This is a genomic window from Rhizorhabdus wittichii, from assembly GCF_017607425.1.
GTDB lineage: Bacteria > Pseudomonadota > Alphaproteobacteria > Sphingomonadales > Sphingomonadaceae > Rhizorhabdus > Rhizorhabdus wittichii.
The window spans coordinates 68,194-88,656 of the sequence record NZ_CP059320.1 but is presented as its reverse complement, the minus strand read 5'-3'; the positions used below and the strand labels follow the sequence as shown (position 1 = coordinate 88,656).

Below are 20,463 nucleotides of genomic sequence, written 5' to 3'. Positions count from 1 at the left end.
TCTCAGCATGCGCATTCTCCTGTCCACTGGCGTTCGGTGGGGAGCATAGCACATGGCGATTCGCCTTATAAACAGTCTGGAGGAAGTTGCTCTGGTCGACTGGCATTGTTCGTGATATGTTCCGATTATTGCTTGCCTAGGAGATGTCACATGAGCAGCCCAAAGAAACTGCCTGGCCGGATCGATATCGACATCACGCTTGTCGATGCGTCGCTGGATCATGTGCAGCGTCCGGAACGCCGGGCAATCGCGGCGCTGTCGATCGGTGTCGAAGCGAACGACGCTTATTATTCGGTGGTGGAACTGCTCGAGGCTGTGCATCTTGTCGGCACCCGCCATCCAGACGGTCGGCGAAAGCTGGGCCGGATTCTGGGAGAGCGCGGCGATGATTATCAGCGCTCGATCTACTACGCGCTCGCTGGACGCGGTGCGTCCCATATGCTCGACGATCTCGAATGGCTTGCCGCGATCCTGAAGGCACGGGGCAGCGTAGCGCGCCACCATGCCGTGAACGATCCGATCTCGCCCTATATTTCGCCGGAACCGGACGGCCCGGTCGGCGCGTTCGCGCCGTCGTTTCCGCTTGGTCGGTCGTGGCGGACGTTCCGGGCTCCAGCCGGTTAAGAGAATGGCAGGTTGCCGGATGGGGTATTCCGTCACGGCATAACCTGCGCAGCAATCTCAGCGTCGTCGTCTGGCGTTGTGGTGACCAGGAAGGGCTGTTCGACAAGCCCTGTTCGTACGATGGTCTGGGGATAGCCGGCCCGCTCGCTCCGACGGCAGGCATATTCCCAGGCACGCTGGAAGCTGTTGAGTTTGCGCTCGGCGGTCGATCCCGCAGTAGTCGGCATAGCAGGGGCCTTTCATCAGAATGAGGGTGAGGGACAATTGCAAACCCTGCATTGGGCAGTGAGCCGCCCTCCCCTCTCCCCTTATTCGGACCTTGAAGTCGCTCGAAGCGCGTCATGAGAGGAATGTCGTGGCGGACAGCGCCAGTTGATAGCCCTGATAGCCGCGTTGCGTCGCAAACCGAGGTGGAGGCGATGTACGCTGCGATGGTCGACAGTTTGCTGCCTCTAGCGTAATCAGAGTGCTAGCGCCCGTTGCTTGATGCGCTGTGGGTTACGGCGTCCGATTGGGCAGGCCGGTGGTTCGGGAGCCAACCTCGCGGTTGCATCTCCCTTAAAGAATCATCTTATAAAAAACGCCCAAGCGGAGCGCGGGAGCTTCTATAGATTCATGATTCTAAGATTCGGGACCATTTAGTCGTTGAAACTCAATGCGTTGATATGCCTCTATATGAGCCGGTGGGGGCTTTAGCGTGAGCGCAAGGGGGCATTAATGCGAGCGCAAGGGGGCAACTGGATGAGCGTCCGGGGGTTTATGTGAGCGATTGGGGGTGGCCGGGATTCGATATGAAGTGGCCTCTGGAAGGGTTTGATTCAACCCAATGAATCGTTTCGTTCGCCGACTGCGCTGGATTTGGGGTCGATTTTGAGGGCGATGGTGGCGGTCGGGATTGGCTGACGCCGGTCGTGCGGTTCTTTATATGAGCGATCGGGGGCGTCTGGGCTTGCAGTGGTAAGCGGTCAGTCCTTTCGATCGGCTTTTATATGAGTGGACGGGGGTGCTCCGGAAAACCGAATCGGATCAGCAGCTTGGCGCGGCGTTATTGTGAGTCGCTGGGGGGCGCACTGTCTCGTCTTGCGGCAACTGATCTGGGCCAATCGATCGTGTTTATGTGAGGAATCGGGGGCGCTCCTAAACCCGTGTATTTCTGCGGGTTTCGCGGCGCGTTTATGTGAGGACCAGGGGGCTGGCGACAGAGTGCCCTGCCTTTTCTCATGAGTCGGCGGGGGTTCGTCTATGTGAGTAAATGGGGGCGGGTTCTCTTTATGACACGTTGATGGTATGCAACTCATATGAAGCTCGATTCGGACATATCGGAAATCGAGGTAACATCAGGGCTGGAGAGTCTGAGCCGGACGCTGCGCGTTGCGGATGTGATTCGCCGCCGTGATCTCGATTTTGTAAGCAAACCCGGCGAATTGGTCGAGTCCGAGTTCGAGACCGGCTCGCTTGGCGCTGCTGCGCGCAAAGCTTTCGCGTTGATGCTGCGCAAGGCTGGTCCGGAAGCCTATGAAGACAAGACGTTCGTTATTACGAAAAAGGAGCTTCGAGGCTCCCACAAGGGTAATGAGCGTATTCAGACCGTGATGGATGAATTGCTTCGGGTCATTGTTCGTATCCGAACGACGACGTCGAAGGGTAAACCTGCGGTGATGTCGCAGTCGTTGCTAGCGAGCTGTGTCGAGGAAATTTCCGAAGACGGGATGAGCGTCGTCGAATTTCAGTTCTCGGATAATTTCAAGCGCGTGTTGCAGCGCTCGGACTATTATGCGCGCGTGAATCTCGGTGTGATGCTTGCGCTGCAGTCTCGCTACGCTCTCTCCCTTTACGATCTGGGGTGTCTGATCATCAATCGGCAGAACCGGGTGTACAAAATGAAAGTCGATGAATTGCGGCGGAAGCTTGGAGTTCCTGACGGCAGCTTCAAGAACTTTGCCGAGTTCCGGCGCGATGTGCTGGCGAAGTCGAAGGCGGAGATCGATCAGCTGGCGGATTTTACGGTTGAATGGGAGGAAATCCGTGGATCAGGCCGTGGTCGGCCGGTCGAGGCTGTGAAACTGATGTTTCACCCCAAGGATCTTGAGGATCAGGAGGAAACCGCGCGCGAGTTGGATCGTCCTAGGGTTGGTCGGCGCGCGCGGCGTGAGGGCACGGTGGAGACGATCGCGGATCGGCCGAAAATTATCGAGCGTAAGCCGTTTCCCCGCGATTCCCTGCACTTCTGCCCCGACACGCGTTTGTTGACGATCGTTGCGGATTATGGCGGTGGTTGGGACAAGGATCTCATTGCGAGTGGGTATCGCAAGACGATGGGTTCTCGACTGGATAACCTGGTTGGGGATGCACTTTACAAGTCGTGGGAGGGGTTTTGTAAATCCTTCGTGCAGCAACGTGGGCGTGCATAGGAACCCCTACCCCCGATCACTCATATAAACGGGCGTCGAGCCTCAGACCGGCCCCGGTCCAGGAGCGCCCTCCCCTTCGGCGAGATCGAGCAAGGCGATGATCCCATCGGGGAGGCTGAGATTTCTGGCTTCGCACCAGATGACGAGCCTGTCCCGTTCAGGTTGCGAGAGACGCATGGTGATGTGCTTGGTCCGCGCCGGACCGCGCATTGGTTTGCGCTTGGGAATTGCGGCGGTGTCTGCCTGTACTTGTGGGAAGTAATTTGCGGGGGGAGTCGGTCGGACTGGTTCCCGGATCGGCGTTTGATCGACTGCTGCGCCCGCTGGCGGTGTGGACGCGATAAGGCTCTTCAGGCGTTCGGTTGGATCGTCGTGCGTTTCGAGCCGTTGCCGGGTTTTGCCGATGATGTCACCCATGGCCGGGGCTGCGGGTTTGGGTTCAGCCATTGGATGCCTCCTTGTTCTGAATTTCGCCGAGGACGTCGGCGAGGACGCTCTGGGCTATTCGCCGGGCTTTTTCGGTTTTGGCGAGACCGGCTTGCTCCACTTCCGCGAGGGTCATGCGGAAATTCGACATGGCGCGGAACGCATCGAGCGTGTGCATTTGTTCCTTGAATATCGGCAATGCATTGCCGATTTGGGCATCGATTTCCCACTCGGCGCGCGAGCGCGCGACCTGCCCGGTTTGGGTAATGAGCACTCGGTATGGCACTCCGCCACCCATCTTCTGCAGCATTTCGCTAGTTTCGACGGTCCTTTCGAGGTCGAGGCGCGAGGAGCGGGTCGGTATCACCACAAAGTCAGAGTCCATCGCGGCATATGCGGTCTTGAAGTTGGACGTGCCTTCAGAATCCACGATCACCAGTTGCGCGTTTTCCCTTGCTCTTTTGATTGCGGCGCCGATCTCGCCGTCACGGATTTGGGAGGCATCCTCGACGGTTATGAGGGAGTCCCCTCCCCTCCCCTCTTCGCGGCGATCGCGGTGCCAGTTTAACAGGCTATTCTGGCGGTCAGCATCGAGCATAAATACGGAGCCGCCAAGCGCCTCAAATTCGGATGCGAGCGCGAGAGCGAGTGTGGTTTTGCCCGCACCTCCTTTGCTCTGTGCGATGGTGATGACCGGCATTCGTTAAACTCCTCCAATACAGGGCCGCGCGTTCGCCCGCGCGGCAGTAGCCGACCGCGCATAAGGATGCGCGGCACCATCCGTATGCGACGACGATAGCGCGTGTATATGCGCGGTGCAAGTATGCCGCGCGCCCACATGCGAGCGCGCGTGCTGCGGCGCGTGTACATATACATCACCGTCACATGGTAGCCGCGCGGGCGGCAGCACGGCGGGACGCGCAGACGTAAGCGCGGGCAAGCGCGCATACGCAGGCACCGGCGCAGCACAAAGCGCGTTACATCGCGCCCTACAATACGCGGTGGTATATGCAGCACATGACGCTGCACAAAACTAAATAGTTGATAAACAGCTAGTTTCTTCGAATGCCGAAGTGTGCGGTAAAGCGAATTGGGCTAGCGCACCCCGGTGAGGAGATTGTCTACTGCTGCCATTTCCCTGTCAAACGCATCGAAGACAGAAGCAAGATCGCGATCGAGGGGAAGGGGAGGGCGCTCTTTAGTAGGCCGCCCCCGCTTCGCCGGTAGATAGCCAAAATCCGCAGCGAGGTCGGGAGCCAGATATTGACGCCAGCTCCGCCGCCGGGTGATCTCTACGAGAAGGCCTGCCATAGAAGCGCGCTCGATCAGTTTGCTCGCTCCGGCGATGCTCATGGAGAGCAGCTCTGCAACTGATTGCGGGGAGAGGAGCGGCCGATACTGGATAAGCGCCAGTAACGCAGGGAGTGCGCCAGGTCGATACTCGGCCGCAATCGCCCGCTGGGCATCGCGATAATGACGCTCAAGGCCGTGCAGCCTTTCAAGGCCGATCCGGGCCGCGCTTTCGAGCGCGCGCAGCACCGCCAGCCAATCATCGGCATCCGGCCTCCGCTTCATCCGGAACGCCTTGGCGCCGCCCGCGAGGCAGGGCAGGGGGGCAGCCGTAAGGCCGCGGTCGCGCAGCGCGAACGGCAGGCCAAGCCAGGGCATGATGCTGTGATCGATCCGGGCGAGCTGGCGCACGGTGTCGAGGCCGCGGATCAGGGGAGGGTGGTCTTTGGCCTCACTCGGCTCGCCGATCGCGGTAGGGAGCGCGTCGCGCCAGGCGAGCGCATCCGCATCGAGAGCCGCGCGCCATTCGGCGAAGCGGTCGAACAGATCCAGATGGCTGGCGAGGGGAGGGCGACCGGGGATTTTCAGGCCACAGCCCCACGAAAATACATCGATTTCCTCAACCTCGGCCGACTGTAGTTGTAGCGCCTTCGCGTAACCGCTCCACGCCGCGCGCATGGCCCACGGTTTCGCGACGGGACTGACGGTAAACCGGGCATCGAGCCGCCCGATCGCCGTCGAACACGATGCTATCGCCGCGACCATTTTCGGGGTATAGTCGGGTCCGTAGCGGGCAGGGGCGTGCCGGTTTTCCATAGCCAATAGTGAACCGAAACGATCGTTCAGTAAAGTATGCCCGGATGCGTGGTGTTGATAATGGATCGTTATCAACGGCTCTGTTGCAAAAATCGTGAAGCTTGAGCATGCTTGGCGGAGATTGGACGGACGGAACGATGACGGATTTCAAGTGGCGCCATTTCCAGGGTGATGTGATCCTGTGGGCGGTGCGCTGGTATTGTCGCTATCCGATCAGCTATCGCGACCTTGAGGAAATGCTGGCGGAACGCGGCATTTCGGTCGACCATACGACGATCTATCGCTGGGTCCAGTGCTACGCCCCGGAGATGGAGAAGCGGCTGCGCTGGTTCTGGCGGCGTGGCTTTGATCCGAGCTGGCGCCTGGATGAAACCTACGTCAAGGTGCGGGGCAAGTGGACCTACCTGTACCGGGCAGTCGACAAGCGGGGCGACACGATCGATTTCTACCTGTCGCCGACCCGCAGCGCCAAGGCAGCGAAGCGGTTCCTGGGCAAGGCCCTGCGAGGCCTGAAGCACTGGGAAAAGCCTGCCACGCTCAATACCGACAAAGCGCCGAGCTATGGTGCAGCGATCACCGAATTGAAGCGCGAAGGAAAGCTGGACCGGGAGACGGCCCACCGGCAGGTGAAGTATCTCAATAACGTGATCGAGGCCGATCACGGAAAGCTCAAGATACTGATCAAGCCGGTGCGCGGTTTCAAATCGATCCCCACGGCCTATGCCACGATCAAGGGATTCGAAGTCATGCGAGCCCTGCGCAAAGGACAGGCTCGCCCCTGGTGCCTGCAGCCCGGCATCAGGGGCGAGGTGCGCCTTGTGGAGAGAGCTTTTGGCATTGGGCCCTCGGCGCTGACGGAGGCCATGGGCATGCTCAACCACCATTTCGCAGCAGCCGCCTGATCGGCGCAGAGCGACAGCCTACCTCTGACTGCCGCCAATCTTTGCAACAGAGCCCTCCGGCGGCTATGATTATTATCCGGACAACCCCCGCCGCGTGTGGAGCGCGGACGAGGCCGGCAAGGCGATCTTCTACTATGAGCGGCAGCTCAACGATCGCTTCATGGCCGTCAATACATGAGTGAACCGATCGTGCGTATCAGGCTGGTCAAGACGATCAGTCCTGAGGCCGCTCATGCCGCCGTCGGCGCCGCCCTCCGGGCCGGCGCCGACGAAGGTTGTGCGGTGGTGGCGGCCGTGGTCGACGCAGCAGGCGAGCTTGTCGCCTTCGTGCGGGCCACGGGCGCGCCGTTTCATTCGAGCGACATCGCTCGGGACAAGGCGTATACGGCCGCGAGCTTCAAGATGCCGACCGCGGACATCCCGGGCATCGTTTCGGGCAGCGACGCACTTCGCGACGGCATCACGCGGCGCAGGAACATGGTGATGTTCGGCGGAGGACTCCCGATCGTCGTCGACGGCGAGATCGTCGGCGGCATCGGCGTATCGGGCGGCAGCGAGGCGATGGACACGGCTTATGCCAATGCCGGCCTTGCCGCGATCGGCGCCAAACGGTTCGACTGAAGTTTCGAATTAACGGAGAAAGAAGATGGCGCGAGGCGACGAGCCCTTGCCGACGGTGACGGCGGAAGTTTTGAATTATATCGACGGCGCCTATCGCAAGGGCAGCGAAGGCAAGAGCTTCGTCAACATCGACCCGGCGACCGGCAAGGAGATCGGCCGCGTCTATGAGGCGAGCAGGGAGGACGTCGACGCTGCCGTTCAGGCCGCCAAGCGCGCCTTGAAGGGCCCGTGGGGCAAGATGACGATTCCCGAGCGAGTCAAGCTGATCATCAAGGTCGCCGACGAGATCGAGCGCCGCTTCGACGATTTCCTCGCGGCCGAGGTCGCCGACACCGGCAAGCCGATCTCGATCGCCTCGCACATCGACATTCCGCGCGGCGCCGCCAATTTCCGCATGTTCGCGGACGTCGTCTCGACGACCCCCACCGAATCGTTCATGACCCCGACTCCCGACGGGTCGAAGGCGCTGAACTATGCGGTGCGCAAGCCCAAGGGCGTGGTTGCGGTGGTCTGCCCGTGGAACTTCCCGTTGCTGCTGATGACCTGGAAGGTCGGCCCCGCGCTCGCGTGCGGCAACACCGTCGTCGTCAAGCCGTCCGAGGAAACGCCGCGCACCGCGGCGCTGCTCGGCGAGGTGATGGACGCGGTCGGCATGCCAAAGGGCGTGTTCAACGTCGTCCACGGCTTCGGCCCGGATTCGGCCGGTGAGTTCCTGACCAGCCACAAGGACGTCGATGCGATCACCTTCACCGGCGAGACCGGCACCGGCACGGCGATCATGAAGCAGGCCGCGGTTGGCCTGCGCGACATTTCGTTCGAGCTCGGCGGCAAGAACCCGGCGATCGTGTTCGCCGATTGCGACATCGACAAGGCGATCGAGGGTGTTGCTCGCGCCACCTTCCTCAACACCGGCCAGGTGTGCCTCGGGACCGAGCGCATCTTCGTCGAGCGGTCGATCTTCGACAAGTTCGTCGAGCGGCTTGCCGCGGCGGCGCAGGCGTTCGAGCCCGGCGATCCGAAGCATCCCCAATATATGGGCCCGCTGATCAGCGACGAGCATCGCTCGAAGGTGCTCGGCTATTACCAGCGCGCGGTCGACGAAGGCGCGACCGTCGTGACCGGCGGCGGCGTTCCGAAGAACGTTGACGGCGGTTTCTACGTCGAGCCGACGATCTGGACCGGCCTTGCTCCCGATTCCACGGTTATGCGCGAGGAAGTATTCGGCCCGTGCTGCGGCGTCATTCCATTCGACACCGAGGAAGAAGCCATTGCGATGGCCAACGACACGCCCTACGGGCTCAGCGCGACGATCTGGACGCAGGATCTTTCCCGCGCCCATCGCGTGTCGGCCGAGATGGAGGTCGGCATCTGCTGGGTGAACTGCTGGTTCCTGCGTGACCTGCGCACCGCCTTCGGCGGCGCCGGGCAATCCGGCATCGGCCGTGAAGGCGGGGTGCACAGCCTCGAATTCTACACCGAGATCGAAAACATCTGCGTGAAGTTGTGAGCGCCATGGCTGATCAGGAAGTCACATTCGATAGAAGCAACATCGACAAGGCCGCGGCCCAGTTGAGGCACGCCGCCGAGACGATGAATCCTGGCCCGCCGATCCGGGATCTGATCTCGGCCGGCGGCGTCGAGGCCGCTTATGCGGTGCAGGACGCCAATACGACGCACTATCTTGCCAACGGCCGCCGGCTGGTGGGCCGCAAGACCGGGCTCACGTCGAAGTCGGTGCAGAAGCAGCTCGGCGTCAACCAGCCCGACTACGGCATGCTCTATGCGGACATGGACGTGCCCGAAGGCCAGCCGATCCTGCTGACGCGCGTGGTGCAGCCCAAGGTCGAGGCGGAGATCGCTTTGGTGATCGGGCGCGACCTCGACGATCCCGACGTGACCACCGCCGAAATGCTGCGCGCGATCGAATATGTCGTGCCGGCGATCGAGATCGTCGACAGCCGCATCGCCAATTGGGATATCAAGATCTGGGACACGATCGCCGACAATGCGTCGAGCGGGGTGTACACTCTGGGGGCCGTTCCCAAGAAGCTTGACGGGCTCGACCTGCGCACCTGCGGGATGGTGATGGAGCGCCGCGGCGATCCGATCTCGGTCGGTGCGGGCGTCGCCTGCCTCGGCAGCCCGATCAGCGCGGCCTTGTGGCTTGCGCAGGTGATGGCGAAGGCCGGCCGGCCGCTCAAGGCGGGCGACGTGATCCTCAGCGGCGCGCTCGGCCCGATGGCCGGCGTCGCGGCCGGCGACGTGGTCGAGGCGCGGATCAACGGTGTCGGCACCGTCAAAGCCTTTTTCGAAGCGGGCGCCTGAAGGCGCTTTGGGAGATTTACGAATGTCGAAGATCAAATGCGCGATCATCGGTTCCGGCAACATCGGCACGGACCTGATGATCAAGATCCTCAAGGGCTCCGACAGCCTCGAGCTCGCCGTCGTGGTCGGCATCGACGAGAAGTCGGAAGGCCTGGCGATGGCGCGCGAGCGCGGCGTCGCGACCACCCATGACGGGATCGAGGGCCTCAAGAAGATGGGTTCCTATCCCGAGATCGGCGTCGTGTTCGACGCGACCTCGGCTTACGCCCACAAGGTCCATGACGAGATCCTGCGCGCCGACGGCAAGCAGATCGTCGATCTCACTCCCGCGGCGCTCGGGCCGTTCACCGTGCCGCCGGTCAATGCCGATTCGAACCTCGATGCGGTCAACGTCAACATGGTGACCTGCGGCGGCCAGGCGACGATCCCGATCGTCGCCGCAGTCGCGCGCGTCACCAAGGTCCATTATGCCGAGATCGTCGCGTCGGTCTCGTCGCGCTCGGCCGGTCCGGGCACGCGCGCCAACATCGACGAGTTCACCCGCACCACCGCCAAGGGCATCGAAGTGGTCGGCGGCGCCGAAAAGGGCCGGGCGATCATCATCCTCAACCCGGCCGAGCCGCCGATGATCATGCGCGACACGATCTTCACGCTGACCGACCAGGTCGACGAGGACAAGATCCGCCAGTCGATCCTCGACATGATCGCGACGGTGCAATCCTACGTTCCCGGCTACCGCCTCAAGCAGGAGGTCCAGTTCGAGCGCTTCGGATCGAACAACCCGGTCAAGATCCCCGGTTATGGCGAGTTCGCGGGGCTCAAGACGAGCGTCTTCCTCGAGGTCGAAGGAGCGGGCGACTATCTCCCCAAATATGCGGGCAATCTCGACATCATGACCGCGGCCGCCAAGGCCGCCGGCGAGATGCTGGCGGCCCGCATGCTCAATCGGAAGGCTGCAGCATGACGCTCTATCCCACCCAGACCAAGCTCTACATCCAGGACGTGACCTTGCGTGACGGCATGCACGCGATCCTGCACAATTATGGCACCGAAAGTGTCCGCACGATCGCCAAGGCGCTCGACGATGCCGGTGTCGACGCGATCGAAGTGTCGCATGGCGACGGGCTCAACGGCAGCTCGTTCAACTATGGCTTCGGCGCGCACACCGATTGGGAATGGATCGAGGCCGCCGCCGACGTGATCGAGAAGGCGGTGCTGACCACCTTGCTCGTGCCCGGAATCGGCACCGTCGAGGAGCTCAAGCGCGCTTATGCGCTCGGCGTGCGCTCGGTGCGCGTCGCGACGCACTGCACCGAAGCCGACGTCGGCAAGCAGCATATCGGCATCGCGCGCGATCTCGGCATGGACGTGTCGGGCTTCCTGATGATGAGCCACATGCTCGAGCCCGAGGCGCTCGCCCAGCAGGCGTTGCTGATGGAAAGCTATGGCGCGCATTGCGTCTATGTGACCGACAGCGGCGGTGCGCTCGACATGGATGGCGTCCGCGCCCGCCTGCAGGCCTATGACCGGGTGCTCAAGCCCGAGACGCAGCGCGGCATGCACGCCCACCACAATCTCTCGCTCGGCGTCGCCAACTCGATCGTTGCAGCGCAGGAAGGTGCGATCCGCATCGACGCCAGCCTCGCTGGCATGGGCGCGGGCGCCGGCAATGCGCCGCTCGAGGTGTTCATCGCCGCGATCGACCGCAAGGGCTGGAAGCACGGCTGCGATGTGATGGCGCTGATGGACGCCGCCGAGGATCTGGTCCGGCCGCTTCAGGATCGCCCAGTCCGCGTCGACCGCGAGACCCTGAGCCTGGGTTATGCGGGCGTCTATTCGTCGTTCCTGCGCCACGCCGAAAAGGCCGCCGAACAATACGGACTCGACACACGCGAAATCCTGGTCGAACTTGGCCGGCGCCGGATGGTCGGCGGACAGGAAGACATGATCGTCGACGTCGCTCTCGATATCCTGAGCGCGCGCAAGGGTGAGACCGAGCCCAAGGGGGAAATGGCCGCGTGACTTCGCTTGCTGAATATGCCGAGATTCTCGACCGTGCCGCGCACGAAGCGCATGCCACGCCTCAGATCACCCACAGCAATGACAAGCTGACCGTCGCCGACGCTTATGCGATCCAAAAGCTGTCGGTCGAGCGCCGCCTGGCGCGCGGCGAGAAGCGGATCGGCGTCAAGATGGGCCTCACCAGCCGCGCCAAGATGCAGCAGGTCGGGGTCGACGAGGTCGCCTGGGGGCGGCTCACCGACGCGATGCTGCTCGAGGAGGGTGCGGCGCTGTCGCTGTCGCGCTTCGTCCATCCGCGGATCGAGCCGGAGATCGCCTTTCTGATGAAGGCGCCGCTCGCGGGCAAGGTCACGGCGGCGCAGGCGCTCGCCTGCGTCGAGGCCGTCGCCCCAGCGATGGAAGTGATCGACAGCCGCTTCGAGAATTTCAAGTTCGCGTTGGTCGACGTGGTCGCCGACAACACCTCGTCTTCGGGCCTGGTGGTCGGCGGCTGGGGCGATCCGATGCAGGATCTCTCGAACCTCGGCGTGATCCTGGAAATCAACGGCGAGGTCGTCGAGGTCGGCTCGACTGCCGCGATCCTCGGCCATCCGTTGCGCTCGCTGGTCGCCGCCGCGCGGTTGATCGGCGAGGCGGGCGAGACGATCAACGCCGGCGACATCGTCATGGCCGGCGGCATCACGGCGGCGCCGACCCTCAAGGCCGGCCAGACCATCCGCAACACCGTCCAGAACCTGGGATCGGTCAGCATCACGGTGGAAGCATAAATGCCGATCATGGAAGTCACTTTGGTCGAGGGCCGCACGACCGAGAAGAAGGAGGCGTTCATCCTCGCGCTGACCGATGCCGCGGAGCAGTCGCTCGGCGTGCCTCGCGAGTCGATCCGCGTGATCCTGCGCGAGATCCCGGATGCGAATTTCGCGGTGGCGGGCGTGACCTTCGCCGCGCGCAAAACCAATACTTTGAAAGCGGCAAGCTGACCACGATGATCAAGCATCAAGTCCAGATCGTCGATGGCAGCCGCTTCGAATGCCCCAAGGAGGAACGGGTCCTGATCGCGATGGAGCGCTTGGGGCTGAATGACATTTTCGTCGGCTGCCGCGGCGGCGGGTGCGGCGTGTGCAAGGTGAAGGTGACCAGCGGAAATTATCGCACCGGTAAAATGAGCAGGCTACAAGTGAGCGAGGCGGAAGAGGCGGGGGGTTATGCGCTCGCCTGCAAGCTGTTCCCGCTCGACAATCTCGTCATCGAATTGCCCAACTAAAAACTTTTTGTCAGAAGACGGAAAATGCAGCCTAAGCAATCTCGACGACCGCAAGATCGGCATGTTCGATCAATAACGCGTGCCTATCCGGTTAACGCAGACACCCACTACATGTGGGGTGCGCCCAGCCACCGGAATATAGCTCGGCGTAGGTCGAGCTTTCACCTCGCCCGCAATTCCGAGGAGCGAGCGGAAGGCGTTGAACGGGTAGAACCGTCTGTTGAAGCGGAACGTGAACTCGTTGAGGTAGGCCTGCAAATGCTTTGCGCTCACGCCGTGGTGGATGCCGTTGAGCCAAGTCTTCAGGTTGCTGAAGACGAGGTGGATGATCGGCATGAACTCCTCGGCCACCTCGGGGTCGCCACATTCGGCGATTGCGTGGTGGTCATAGCCGCGTGTCCGCAGGTTGCCATAGCCGCTCCAATCGTCGGTGACGATCAGCGACCCCGGCATGACGGCACTCCCTACGAAGCCGCACAGCGAATCGGCGCTGCGGTCGGCGGCGATAGACAGCCGCACCCGACCGGCAAAGCGGCCATCCTTACGCTTGTCCTGGGCTGTACCCGGCTCCCGGTGGCGGACTTCGACGGCGGCAGCCACCAGCGTCTTATGATGAACACCCCGGCCTTCGCCGCGTGTCTTTCCACCGACATAGGTTTTCGTCCACCTCGACATGACCGTCCGTCTTGCCGCCGATCCGGTCCTGCTCGGGCCGTACCATGCCCGCGCGGAGCTTGTGCAGGATTCCGAAGGCGGTTTCGTACCGTGTCAGCCCAAGCTGCTGGAACTGAACCGCCGACATGCCTGCGTCTGGCTGGCGACCAGATAGGCTGCCCAGAACCATGTGCTCAAGGGCGTGTGGCTGCGTTCCATGACCGTGCCGACGGTCAATCCCGTCTGGCGGCGGCAAGCGCGACAGGTCAGGACGCCGGGCCGCGTAGCGATGCGGAAAGGCTCACCCACAATGCCACAATGCGGGCAGGCGAACCCGTCACCCCAGCGAATCCTTTCCAAGTAGGCGGCGCAGGCCCCATCGTCGGGAAAAAGCCGCTGAAACTCGGGGAGCGATTGCGGGAAGGGCAGATCGGTGCGGCCGAGAACGTCCATAACCCACTACCCGCTTCACGCACACAATCTATCCCTAGTGGGTGTATGCGTCAACCGGATAGGCACGCAATAACGATCGTCACGAAAAGCAGAGGAAAGTTAGGCCAATCCCGGTTCAATCAAACCGGGATTGAGTCTAAGTTCGGTTCGAAGGGTACGGAGGCTAATTTATGATCGCTTCGGTTGTGATTGTCGGCGCCAACCTTGCAGGGGGACGCGCCGCCGAAGCGCTCCGGCTCAACGGCTATGAAGGACGGATCGTCCTGATCGGGGAGGAGCGGTGGCTGCCCTATGAGCGGCCGCCGCTCTCCAAGGAATGCCTGTGGGACAGGGACCAGCTTCCCGAGAATTTCTTCCTCCACGACCAGCAATGGTATGAAGACAATAAGATAGAGCTGGAGCTCGGCGTGCGCGCCGAAGCACTGGAGCTTTCCGGCCGAGGGGTTCGGCTGGCCTCCGGCAAGGAAATCCCGGCCGATCGCATCCTGCTCGCGACCGGCGGCAAGGCGCGCTTGTTGCCGCTCGATGGTGCGACCGCCGCCAATGTCCATCATTTGCGGACCAAGGATGACGCCGACCGGCTCGCGGCAGATCTCAAGCCGGGTGCGCGTATCGTCGTCATCGGCATGGGCGTGATCGGCGCTGAGGTCGCCGCGAGCGCGCGCAAGAGCGGCTGTGAGGTCACCGCGATCGAGCCGGCGCCGGTGCCGATGATCCGCACGCTCGGTGCGCATTTTGGCGCCTGGCTCGGCCGCGAGCACGACAAGCGCGGGGTGAAGGCGCGTTACGGCATCGGCGTGACCAGGCTGTATCTTGACGGCGGCCTGGTCCGCACCGTCGAGCTCGACGATGGCACGCGCATCGATTGCGACGCGGTGGTGGTCGGGATCGGCATCGTGCCCTCGACCGAGCTTGCCGCCAACGCCGGGCTAGCGATCGGCAACGGCATCGTCGTCGATCGCCAGGGGCGCACCAGCCATGAGGCGGTGTTCGCGGCGGGCGACGTCGCCGACCAGCCCAATTTCTTCGGCGGCCGGGTGCGGCTCGAAACCTATCAGAATGCCGCCGATCAGGGCATGGCCGCGGCGCAGGCGATGATCGGCCGCGAGGTCGATTATCTGAAGCCCTGCTGGTTCTGGTCCGACCAATATGACATCAACATCCAGGTCTCCGGCCGGATCGACGACAGCCTGCCGGTGGTGATGCGCGGCGAGCTCGACAGCAGCCAGTTCACCGCTTTCTTCCTCGACGGCAACGTCGTCGCCGGCGTGCTGACCGCAAATCGCGCGGTCGACATGGGCGTCGGCAAGAGGATGGTCGAGCGTCGGCTCGAGGTCGACCCGGGTCAGCTCGGCGACGCCTCGATTCCGCTCCGCGAGTTCTTGAAGCCCAAGGCGCGGGCGGCATAGGCCTGCGGTGAAACCCTCTCCCGTACGGAAGAGGGTGGGCGCCTTGGACGCCCCCTCAGATCAGCCTATCCCGCCGCCTGCCACGTACAGCGTCTGGCCGGTGATGTAGGACGCCTCGGGCGAGGCGAAAAAGCAGATCGCGGCGGCCAATTCTTCCGGCGCCGCGAAGCGCTTCATCAAGGTGTCGCGCAACGTCTGCTCGCCGACTTCGCCGAAACCCTTGATGTCGGCCTCGGTCGGCGGCTTGGGATTGCGCGGCGTGACCCGCTCGACATTGACTCCGCCGGGAGCGACGCAATTGACCCGGATCGGCCGGTCGTCGAGGTCGAACGACAGCGCCTGGGTAAGCGCCGACACTCCGCCTTTGGCCGCGGCATAGGGGACCCGGTTGATGCCGCGCGTTGCGACCGGGCCGATGTTTACGATCGCGCCGCTGTTCGCTTCGAGCATCAGCGGCAGCACGGCATGGCAGCACCACATTGTCGGCCATAAGGAGCGCTGGATCTCGGCCTCTCAGGCGCGCCGTATGAAGGATCTGGAGAAGGAGAATCTGCGGCTTGGCCGGGCGATATCCAACCTGACGCTGGATAAGCTCATTCTCCAGGAGGCCGCCCGGGGAAACTTCTGAGCCCCGCGCGGCGACGGCGCTGTATCGACCAGCTGTGGCGAGAGCTACCGGTGTCCGAACGACGGATTTGCCAGGTGCTCGGACAGCATCGGTCGACCCATCGCAAGGTAGCGCGCGGGGCGGACGACAAGCAGGCGCTGACCGAGGACATCATCGCTTTGGCCAAGCAATATGGTCGCTATGGCTATCGACGTGTCACCGCCCTGCTGCGCGACGCGGGGTGGACAGTGAACCGCAAGCGGGTCGAGCGGATCTGGCGACGCGAGGGGCTCAAGGTGCCGCAGCGGCAGCCGAAGCGCGGGCGGCTGTGGCTCAACGATGGCTCCTGTATCAGGCTCCGGCCGGAATATCCGGGCCATGTGTGGGCCTATGACTTCGTTCAGGGCCGCACTCACGACGGGCGCAAGTTCCGGATCCTGACCATTATCGATGGGGCCAGCCGGGAATGCCTGGCGCTCATCGTCGCCAGGAAGCTACGTCACGAGGACGTGCTGGCCGCGTTGGCCGAGTTGTTCGTCATGCGCGGGCCTCCGGCACACATCAGGTCCGCTAATGGTCCTGAATTTATCGCTACGGCCGTCCAGAAGTGGCTCGGCAAGATCGGCGTGAAGACGCTCTACATCGCGCCGGGATCACCTTGGGAGAATGGCTACAATGAGAGCTTCAACGGGTCGCTGCGCGACGAGCTGCTCAACGGCGAGATCTTCTATCCTCCGAGCGCTCCCAGCTGATATAACCTTCATGCGAGCCGGGAATCAGCGCCAACCACTCATCCCGGGCCTTGCGACGACTCCTCGTCCGCAGGGCGGCGCCATCATATCCAGCTACAACGTGGGTTTTACCATAGGCATACAGGATCGCCTTGCGCTCAAGATGCTGGGGACCGATCTTCTCACAGATCATCGCTCTTCTCCTCCCGTGCCGCGCAGGGGGCGCCGGTGGCGTGGTCGAGCAGTAGACGCACGATCAGGGGCATCAACTTCAGCCCGCGAAGGCCGTTCTTCGCCCCTACGTCGGCGAACAGCTTGTCGAGTTCCCGCGCGATGTAGGGCACGTGCGCGAAACGCGCACCGCCCTTGGCGGTGTCGACGGTGCGGTCCTGGCCAGCCCATTCGTAGAGGTCTTGGAAGAGATGCTTATGCAGGGCACGGTAGCCGTCGGCCGTTGCCGGAAAGGTCAGGCGCGCGGCTTCCGCGCCGCGCGCCTGAGTAAGTCGCCGCTCGGCCTCTGTGAGCGTCTTATCATCGGTGATCCCAAGCCGGTTCCGAAGCGTGTCGGTGCCGGGATAGGTATAAGGCCCAGTCGGCCCCAAGCTGCGATTTTGGCCAAGTCGGAGAACGTTTTGGGAACGTGGCATTCGGTATTGACGATGGAAATCATAGAAGAGGACAGTTCGCTCCATCATAGGGAGTGGGTTGATGGATCGGAGTATTCCGGGCGGGGATTTGATCGGACGATGGAGCCTGAGCTTTGCCGATATTGATTTTGTAAATTCGAAGCCGGCCCTGACGCGCCTTGGCCTCGCCGCGCAGCTGAAATTCTTCGCTTCCCTGGGGTTTTTCGCGATCGATCCCGGCTCAATCCCTACCGATGGCCTCTCGTATCTGGCCGAGCAACTCGGTGTCGAGGCTGGCGAGATAGCCGGTTATGACTTTTCCAGTCGGACAGCACGACGGCATTGTGCGGAGATCCTGATCCATCTTGGATATCACCGCATGAAGCGGGTGGATCGCGCGCAATTGACGGAATGGATTGCTGGCGAGCTGTGCCCGGGCGGCCAGTCGATCAATGCCATGCTTGAGCATGTTTTCCTGTGGTGCCGGGACCGGCGTATTTATGGGCCGTCGCGCAAGGAGCTTGAACGTGTCGTTCGCTCACAACGGCAAGATTATCTGGACACCTGGCTGATCGGAGCCAGTGATCGGCTTTCGTCAGATGCGGTGGCGTTATTGGAAGCCTCGCTTGCCGATCCGGACAGCTCGACCGGATTCAACAGGATGAAGGGTGACGCCGGACAGGCAACGCTCGACAACATTCTCGACGTGACCGAGAAACTCGCCTTTATCCAGAGACTTGATCTTCCCCATGATCTCCTGACGGCTACGGGCAAGCCATGGGTCGATCAGATTGTTCGCCGCGTTGCCGGTGAAAAGGCCTCGGAGATGCGCCGGCATGCGCCGGCGCGACAGCTCGGCCTTTATGCGATTTATCTAATGTCGCGGGAGGCGCAACTCACTGACGCGATGATCGACCTGCTGATCGAAACCGTTCACAAGATCGGAACGCGCTCGAAACGCAAGGTGGTGGGCGATATCGCGAAAGACATCGAGCGGGTCTATGGAAAGGAGCGCCTGCTGGTCGAGATCGCCAGCGCCTCGATCAATGAACCATCGGGGCGCATCTGCGATGTCATTTTCCCGATCGCCGGTAAGGCCAAGCTGGCGGCGATCGTCAAGGAGAGCCATGCGAAGGGCGCTCTGGACCGGCGCATCTACAAGGTGATGTGTCAACGGCGGAGCAAAAGTCGGCCATTCGGCGGCGTAAAACCAGGCCATCGTGTTACATGCCGGGGGGAGTGGCGTGAGGGCGTAGCCCGAGGGCCACTCCCCCCGGCATTGGTGTAATTTTCAGGGTCTGGTTTTGGCCTTGCGGGCCCGGCTGTGCGCGAGGCGATAGCTTTCGCCGTTCATCTCGAGGATGCTGACGTGATGGGTCAGGCGATCGAGGAGCGCGCCTGTGAGACGCTCAGATCCGAAGGTTTCGGTCCATTCGTCGAAGGGCAGGTTGCTGGTGATGAAGGTGGAGCCGCGTTCGTAACGCTGGGAGATCAGCTCGAACAACAGTTCGGCGCCGGTCTTGGAGAGCGGCACAAAGCCCAGTTCGTCGATGATGAGCAGCTTGTATCCGGCCATCTGCTTCTGGAAGCGCAGAAGACGGCGCTCGTCGCGGGCCTCCATCATTTCGCTGACCAGCGCTGCCGCGGTGGTGAAGCCCACCGACAGTCCTTTCTGGCATGCTGCCAGTCCGAGCCCCAACGCTACGTGCGTCTTTCCGGTGCCTGATGGCCCCAGAGCGATGGCGTTCTCACGCCGCTCGATCCACTCGCAGCGCGCCATCTCGAGCACCTGCATCTTGTTGAGCCTGGGGATGGCGGCGAAGTCGAAGCTGTCGAGGCTTTTGACGGCGGGGAAGCGCGCGGCCTTGATGCGCCGCTCGACCATGCGACGCTCCCTGTCGATCATTTCCATCTCGACGAGGCGGGCGAGGAAGCGGATATGATCGACGCCTTCAGCGGCACATTGCCGCGCGAGCTTGTGATGCTCACGCAGGCACGTAGGCAGCTTGAGCGCCTTGAGATGGTGAGCGAGAAGGATCTCCGGGGCCTGATCGCTCATGCGGCCTCCTGCCGGTCGGAGAGCAGGCTCAGATAGGCTCTGGCAAAGGTCTTCTCGACCGTGGTGCGTGGCAGGAAGGGATAGACGTCCAGGTCCAGCCTGGGCGGTACGCGTTCGATCCGGCACAGGACGAGGTGCTTGACGGCATCGAAGCCGATGGCGCCAAGATCGATGGCTCTGTTGCAAAGATTGGCGGCAGTCAGAGGTAGGCTGTCGCTCTGCGCCGATCAGGCGGCTGCTGCGAAATGGTGGTTGAGCATGCCCATGGCCTCCGTCAGCGCCGAGGGCCCAATGCCAAAAGCTCTCTCCACAAGGCGCACCTCGCCCCTGATGCCGGGCTGCAGGCACCAGGGGCGAGCCTGTCCTTTGCGCAGGGCTCGCATGACTTCGAATCCCTTGATCGTGGCATAGGCCGTGGGGATCGATTTGAAACCGCGCACCGGCTTGATCAGTATCTTGAGCTTTCCGTGATCGGCCTCGATCACGTTATTGAGATACTTCACCTGCCGGTGGGCCGTCTCCCGGTCCAGCTTTCCTTCGCGCTTCAATTCGGTGATCGCTGCACCATAGCTCGGCGCTTTGTCGGTATTGAGCGTGGCAGGCTTTTCCCAGTGCTTCAGGCCTCGCAGGGCCTTGCCCAGGAACCGCTTCGCTGCCTTGGCGCTGCGGGTCGGCGACAGGTAGAAATCGATCGTGTCGCCCCGCTTGTCGACTGCCCGGTACAGGTAGGTCCACTTGCCCCGCACCTTGACGTAGGTTTCATCCAGGCGCCAGCTCGGATCAAAGCCACGCCGCCAGAACCAGCGCAGCCGCTTCTCCATCTCCGGGGCGTAGCACTGGACCCAGCGATAGATCGTCGTATGGTCGACCGAAATGCCGCGTTCCGCCAGCATTTCCTCAAGGTCGCGATAGCTGATCGGATAGCGACAATACCAGCGCACCGCCCACAGGATCACATCACCCTGGAAATGGCGCCACTTGAAATCCGTCATCGTTCCGTCCGTCCAATCTCCGCCAAGCATGCTCAAGCTTCACGATTTTTGCAACAGAGCCCGGCCTGGGATTCATGAATCTCAGCACGCGTGCGTGGGGTAGTGCGTGCCATCGGATGGACCATACTCATGATGCGTTCTCCTCAGTACCAGAGGCCAGAAGGCCCGCCAAAACAGCACGGGCCCGAAACAACGGCCAGCTGCGACGGGGTACATAATCGCACGGAACTC

19 protein-coding genes and 4 pseudogenes are annotated in these 20,463 nt (G+C 62.3%); 14 read left to right on the top strand and 9 right to left on the bottom strand.

The genetic code is table 11. The features are described from left to right. Positions 1-150 precede the first annotated feature (150 nt). Both HRJ34_RS27845 and HRJ34_RS27840 read left to right on the top strand, forming a co-directional pair. Positions 151-624: a hypothetical protein gene (locus HRJ34_RS27845; protein WP_208634583.1), complete on the top strand. Its 474-nt coding sequence runs from the start codon at positions 151-153 to the stop codon at positions 622-624. A gap of 1,298 nt (positions 625-1,922) precedes the next feature. Beyond that, complete coding sequence (locus tag HRJ34_RS27840) at positions 1,923-3,035, top strand: replication initiation protein (protein ID WP_208634582.1); 1,113 nt, start codon at positions 1,923-1,925, stop codon at positions 3,033-3,035. Between the two features lie 42 nt (positions 3,036-3,077). On the opposite strand, the gene HRJ34_RS27835 is transcribed toward HRJ34_RS27840, so the two are convergent. The 3 genes from HRJ34_RS27835 to HRJ34_RS27825 form a co-directional block, all read right to left on the bottom strand. After that, positions 3,078-3,482 carry a hypothetical protein gene (locus tag HRJ34_RS27835; protein WP_208634581.1) on the bottom strand — a complete coding sequence of 135 codons (405 nt, stop codon included), beginning with the start codon at positions 3,480-3,482 and terminating at the stop codon, positions 3,078-3,080. Next, entirely contained in the window at positions 3,475-4,161 is a 687-nt protein-coding gene (locus HRJ34_RS27830) for a ParA family protein (protein ID WP_208634580.1), read from the bottom strand. The genes HRJ34_RS27835 and HRJ34_RS27830 overlap by 8 nt, the downstream gene beginning before the upstream one ends. Before the next feature lie 395 nt (positions 4,162-4,556). After that, the gene (locus tag HRJ34_RS27825; protein ID WP_319025645.1) at positions 4,557-5,642 is read right to left on the bottom strand and encodes a hypothetical protein; all 1,086 of its coding nucleotides are present in this window, start codon (positions 5,640-5,642) and stop codon (positions 4,557-4,559) included. A 62-nt stretch (positions 5,643-5,704) separates the two neighbouring features. Between HRJ34_RS27825 and HRJ34_RS27820 the strand changes: the two genes are divergently transcribed. The 9 genes from HRJ34_RS27820 to HRJ34_RS27780 all read left to right on the top strand — a co-directional run bounded on the left by HRJ34_RS27820 (position 5,705) and on the right by HRJ34_RS27780 (position 12,701). Then, complete coding sequence (locus tag HRJ34_RS27820; protein WP_001389365.1) at positions 5,705-6,469, top strand: IS6-like element IS6100 family transposase; 765 nt, start codon at positions 5,705-5,707, stop codon at positions 6,467-6,469. Between the two features lie 174 nt (positions 6,470-6,643). After that, entirely contained in the window at positions 6,644-7,090 is a 447-nt protein-coding gene (locus HRJ34_RS27815) for a GlcG/HbpS family heme-binding protein (RefSeq protein WP_208634579.1), read from the top strand. A gap of 25 nt (positions 7,091-7,115) precedes the next feature. Beyond that, positions 7,116-8,597: a 2-hydroxymuconic semialdehyde dehydrogenase gene (locus HRJ34_RS27810; RefSeq protein WP_208634578.1), complete on the top strand. Its 1,482-nt coding sequence runs from the start codon at positions 7,116-7,118 to the stop codon at positions 8,595-8,597. Between the two features lie 5 nt (positions 8,598-8,602). Beyond that, a complete protein-coding gene (locus HRJ34_RS27805; protein ID WP_208634577.1) occupies positions 8,603-9,415 on the top strand; it encodes a 2-keto-4-pentenoate hydratase in 813 nt (270 codons plus the stop codon). 22 nt (positions 9,416-9,437) lie between these two features. Next, positions 9,438-10,379: an acetaldehyde dehydrogenase (acetylating) gene (locus tag HRJ34_RS27800; protein WP_208634576.1), complete on the top strand. Its 942-nt coding sequence runs from the start codon at positions 9,438-9,440 to the stop codon at positions 10,377-10,379. Further along, positions 10,376-11,437: a 4-hydroxy-2-oxovalerate aldolase gene (gene dmpG / locus HRJ34_RS27795; RefSeq protein WP_208634575.1), complete on the top strand. Its 1,062-nt coding sequence runs from the start codon at positions 10,376-10,378 to the stop codon at positions 11,435-11,437. The genes HRJ34_RS27800 and dmpG overlap by 4 nt, the downstream gene beginning before the upstream one ends. Beyond that, on the top strand, positions 11,434-12,204 hold the full coding sequence (locus HRJ34_RS27790; protein ID WP_208634574.1) for a 2-keto-4-pentenoate hydratase: 771 nt from the start codon (positions 11,434-11,436) through the stop codon (positions 12,202-12,204). The genes dmpG and HRJ34_RS27790 overlap by 4 nt, the downstream gene beginning before the upstream one ends. Then, a complete protein-coding gene (locus HRJ34_RS27785) occupies positions 12,205-12,417 on the top strand; it encodes a tautomerase family protein (RefSeq protein WP_208634573.1) in 213 nt (70 codons plus the stop codon). Positions 12,418-12,422: 5 nt separating this feature from the next. Further along, positions 12,423-12,701, top strand: a complete 279-nt coding sequence (locus HRJ34_RS27780) for a 2Fe-2S iron-sulfur cluster binding domain-containing protein (protein WP_185210324.1) — start codon at positions 12,423-12,425, stop codon at positions 12,699-12,701. A gap of 91 nt (positions 12,702-12,792) precedes the next feature. Here the strand turns inward: HRJ34_RS27780 and HRJ34_RS27775 are convergent. After that, positions 12,793-13,808 (bottom strand): annotated as a pseudogene (locus tag HRJ34_RS27775) (IS1595 family transposase). Between the two features lie 170 nt (positions 13,809-13,978). Between HRJ34_RS27775 and HRJ34_RS27770 the strand changes: the two are divergent. Continuing rightward, positions 13,979-15,217 carry an NAD(P)/FAD-dependent oxidoreductase gene (locus HRJ34_RS27770; RefSeq protein WP_226870539.1) on the top strand — a complete coding sequence of 413 codons (1,239 nt, stop codon included), beginning with the start codon at positions 13,979-13,981 and terminating at the stop codon, positions 15,215-15,217. A gap of 60 nt (positions 15,218-15,277) precedes the next feature. On the opposite strand, the gene HRJ34_RS27765 is transcribed toward HRJ34_RS27770, so the two are convergent. Next, positions 15,278-15,667, bottom strand: coding sequence for an SDR family oxidoreductase (locus HRJ34_RS27765; protein ID WP_244858180.1), 390 nt, complete (start codon positions 15,665-15,667; stop codon positions 15,278-15,280). 52 nt (positions 15,668-15,719) lie between these two features. On the opposite strand from HRJ34_RS27765, the pseudogene HRJ34_RS27760 reads away from it, so the two are divergent. Next, positions 15,720-16,555, top strand: a pseudogene (locus HRJ34_RS27760) (IS3 family transposase); the annotation flags it as partial. Positions 16,556-16,737: 182 nt separating this feature from the next. On the opposite strand, the gene HRJ34_RS27755 reads toward HRJ34_RS27760, so the two are convergent. Next, a complete protein-coding gene (locus HRJ34_RS27755; protein ID WP_226949245.1) occupies positions 16,738-17,247 on the bottom strand; it encodes a Fic/DOC family protein in 510 nt (169 codons plus the stop codon). A gap of 16 nt (positions 17,248-17,263) precedes the next feature. Between HRJ34_RS27755 and HRJ34_RS27750 the strand changes: the two are divergent. After that, positions 17,264-18,349, top strand: a pseudogene (locus HRJ34_RS27750) (DUF4158 domain-containing protein); the annotation flags it as partial. Between the two features lie 123 nt (positions 18,350-18,472). On the opposite strand, the gene istB reads toward HRJ34_RS27750, so the two are convergent. The 3 genes and pseudogenes from istB to HRJ34_RS27735 form a co-directional block, all read right to left on the bottom strand. Then, positions 18,473-19,240 (bottom strand): IS21-like element ISSsp5 family helper ATPase IstB, encoded by a 768-nt coding sequence (gene istB, locus HRJ34_RS27745; protein ID WP_007686288.1) that lies wholly within the window; start codon positions 19,238-19,240, stop codon positions 18,473-18,475. Then, positions 19,237-19,419: pseudogene (locus tag HRJ34_RS27740) on the bottom strand (IS21 family transposase); the annotation flags it as partial. The gene istB and the pseudogene HRJ34_RS27740, both read right to left, overlap by 4 nt. 48 nt (positions 19,420-19,467) lie before the next feature. Continuing rightward, on the bottom strand, positions 19,468-20,232 hold the full coding sequence (locus HRJ34_RS27735; protein WP_001389365.1) for an IS6-like element IS6100 family transposase: 765 nt from the start codon (positions 20,230-20,232) through the stop codon (positions 19,468-19,470). Between the last annotated feature and the right edge of the window lie 231 nt (positions 20,233-20,463).